General features: G+C 55.1%; 4 protein-coding genes. All 4 read left to right on the forward strand.

The features are described from left to right. Window positions 1-1,290, forward strand: a 1,290-nt coding sequence (locus JQ46_RS11565; protein WP_034988062.1) for an RHS repeat-associated core domain-containing protein, incomplete at its 5' end; no start/stop codon positions are given. 2 nt (window positions 1,291-1,292) lie between these two features. Next, window positions 1,293-1,877 (forward strand): hypothetical protein, encoded by a 585-nt coding sequence (locus tag JQ46_RS10300; protein ID WP_034988065.1) that lies wholly within the window; start codon window positions 1,293-1,295, stop codon window positions 1,875-1,877. A 79-nt stretch (window positions 1,878-1,956) separates the two neighbouring features. Beyond that, entirely contained in the window at window positions 1,957-2,628 is a 672-nt protein-coding gene (locus JQ46_RS10305) for a hypothetical protein (RefSeq protein WP_034988067.1), read from the forward strand. A gap of 152 nt (window positions 2,629-2,780) precedes the next feature. Next, window positions 2,781-3,526 (forward strand): RHS repeat-associated core domain-containing protein (locus tag JQ46_RS11570; protein WP_034988068.1); only part of this gene is annotated, 746 nt, incomplete at its 3' end.

Here is a 3,526-nt window from a genome sequence, read left to right on the forward strand (position 1 = left end):
TTCACCCCGGCAGGTGTGCTGGCCTCTACTGCTGACGGGGTCATCGACTACCACAACACCCTGCCGGTCAAAGTCGGCCGGACTACCTACACCTACGATGATGCAGGCCGTATCACCCGCACCGTGACCAAACGTCTGGGCAAGAAACCATTAGTCCATCACTTCTACTACGCCACCGGTGAACAACCCATCGGCTTTACCTCCTCCGATGAACCAAACACCGGCTACCGCTACGTCTACGATGGTCTCGGCCGACGCGTAGCCAAAGACACGATCAACACCACCACCGGTGAAGTTATCCACCGTGACGTGTTCACCCACACCGGTAACCAACTGGCAGCTGTCACCACCACCATCGACACCACCGATCCGGCACGTGTGGGTGAAGGCTACGTGTGGACCACTGACCCGGCCACTGGTGAGACACACGGCCAGATCACACTAACCACCCGTGACAACACCGACACTCCGGTGAACCCTGCCACCACCTGGCCACAGGCTCGGGTTGATGCGACGTTCTACGCCCTAGTGTGCGACCTAGCCGGAGCACCACAGGAACTGATCAACACCACCACCGGTGTCGTCGAGGGACACACCACCCAAACCCTCTACGGCACACGCACATGGGCAGGTCGGTGCACCAGCCCGTTGTTGTTTGCAGGCCAGTACGAGGATGCGGAATCCGGGTGGGCGTACAACCGCTTCCGCTACTACAACCCCACCCTAGGTGCCTACAACGCCCAAGACCCACTCGGACTCGCACCACGACTCGCCTCAGCCCAGGGGTATGTCGACCACGCAGCACACTGGGTAGATGTACTCGGGCTCGTAGGCTCCGCTGCTCACAAGAAACCTCACGCCACCGATCCTCGTCGATGGAGCGACGGTACTTTCAAGCCAATGGGAGGCGGATCTAACGAGCTAGAGTCACAACTGCTCCGTGACAAGGCAATCAGGGATGCTGGCTTGCCTGCCCCGAAGGCGATGGACATCGATGCTGCTGGCAAGGTGCGGCCAATTGGCAATACTCCGCTTCATCAACAACATCTTCAGTCCTACTACGATCAAATTAGTAAACAGGGCGCCACTGACATTCGAATCGACCAGCAACAAACTAACATCGACGGTATGCTTGTCGGACAGAATCGTCCTGACCTCCAATACACTCTAAACAATCAAAGATATTACGTAGAGTGGGATCGCTTTTCCTCTGCTCGTGGATTAGGGCACGAATCGCGAATAGCGACGAACGATCCATTTGGCAATGTCACCCTCATTCAAGGCGGATAGATTTGACTTTTGAAATTGCATATAACCAACCCACGGCATTTTTTTGGCAAGATGTAGATACCGCCATCGAAACGGTTAAAAGTGACTTTGATCCTCTTTTTCTCAACTTCGATGAAATCGAGAAGCCTACTGAGCCATTTTCAAACCTCGATCGAGTTTGGATTTTCCAGGAACGAAACGGCGTAACTGCAGTTAGCTATTCACTTGACGAGTCGGATCGTCTATTTCAACTCTTAATTCACACCTGGAAAGATCTCGAACGTCCACCACTGGGGATGGCAATTACGAAGACCGAAGCATCCCAACAATGGGTACTCATTACCTACTCGAACGAGTTAGATGCGATGACACGCTCCTACCGGCAACAATGGCTTGGAAAAAAGACCGCTGAGGATTCCATGGCATCCGATTTTCCAATGAGGGCACAGGAAATGAACGAGCAGCGAATCTTAGATTACCTCGAAGAAAACGGACTTGACGTCACCATGGCTTCAGCTCCACCAAGCAATGCGAGATATTTCCTCGTCACGAACCGAGAGCTAACTCTAGAAGAATGGGAACAATACTATTCTCAAATGGGAAACTGAATCTCCCAACGCCATGACTCATACCTCTTCTACGCAAGTAGTACCTCCGCAACGTAATCGCGAAAAGTGACAGGTCATAATGAGTACGGAACGAATTATCATCCACCTCCCCACCGCTCCGACCGAGCCGGAAAACACTTATAACCTCGTGACTGCCGCCAGCCGCGCAGACAAACACACCTCGGCACATACACTTCAGCTCCATCAGCATCTCACCAACATTCTGGCACCCCACAAGATCCCCGTGGAACTCACCGGTGCAGAATGCATCGCCATCAAAGACAACAACGAGCACATCCCCCAACTACTCCAGCTCATCAGCCCCATACTTTCCTACTTCACCACGCTGACCATCCTCGAGAACAATCAACTGGTATGGACCTTTGGTGACGAAAACTCACAGTTCACCACTGAAACCTCACAGCTCCACGCCCCGTGGGCAAGTCTTCGCAGTATCCCTTCCTGGATCGACCACATCACCGCCAATGCCCGTTCACTAGCAAGCCGCAATATCGGAACCGATCCGCGGGACTTCCTGATCATTAGCGACAACACCAAGGTTCAGCACTATATCCAGTGCTACTTCAGCCCAGCCGACAACAACTACCGTGTAGAGATGCGCCTCGGCGATGCTCAACACCATTTTTGGTGCATGAGGAACGACGCCCGGAGCGTCATCCGAGAACTGTCCACCTGGATGACTTCCACTCACCACTCCACCACAGGCTGGAGCAAACTAGATATCTCTTAGCGCGCATTCCACATAGTGCACATAGCGCCGTAAAATCTAAGTAGGCCACCACCCCACCACACAAGCCAGCACGAGCAGGCACTCCAGCACAATCAGGCAGTGCCACCGGTGGGGTTCCCGCCCAGGAAAGCTACTCCTTCACCCCGGCAGGTGTGCTGGCCTCTACTGCTGACGGGGTCATCGACTACCACAACACCCTGCCGGTCAAAGTCGGCCGGACTACCTACACCTACGATGATGCAGGCCGTATCACCCGCACCGTGACCAAACGTCTGGGCAAGAAACCATTAGTCCATCACTTCTACTACGCCACCGGTGAACAACCCATCGGCTTTACCTCCTCCGATGAACCAAACACCGGCTACCGCTACGTCTACGATGGTCTCGGCCGACGCGTAGCCAAAGACACGATCAACACCACCACCGGTGAAGTTATCCACCGTGACGTGTTCACCCACACCGGTAACCAACTGGCAGCTGTCACCACCACCATCGACACCACCGATCCGGCACGTGTGGGTGAAGGCTACGTGTGGACCACTGACCCGGCCACTGGTGAGACACACGGCCAGATCACACTAACCACCCGTGACAACACCGACACTCCGGTGAACCCTGCCACCACCTGGCCACAGGCTCGGGTTGATGCGACGTTCTACGCCCTAGTGTGCGACCTAGCCGGAGCACCACAGGAACTGATCAACACCACCACCGGTGTCGTCGAGGGACACACCACCCAAACCCTCTACGGCACACGCACATGGGCAGGTCGGTGCACCAGCCCGTTGTTGTTTGCAGGCCAGTACGAGGATGCGGAATCCGGGTGGGCGTACAACCGCTTCCGCTACTACAACCCCACCCTAGGTGCCTACAACGCCCAAGACCCACTCGGACTCGC

It is taken from the genome of Corynebacterium jeikeium (assembly GCF_000738175.1).
In the GTDB taxonomy this organism is placed as follows: domain Bacteria; phylum Actinomycetota; class Actinomycetes; order Mycobacteriales; family Mycobacteriaceae; genus Corynebacterium; species Corynebacterium jeikeium_C.

Bases quoted from the DNA above. Each gene is read 5' to 3' on its own strand.
- JQ46_RS10305 (WP_034988067.1), top strand. From the start codon at position 1,957: ATGAGTACGGAACGAATTATCATCCACCTCCCCACCGCTCCGACCGAG.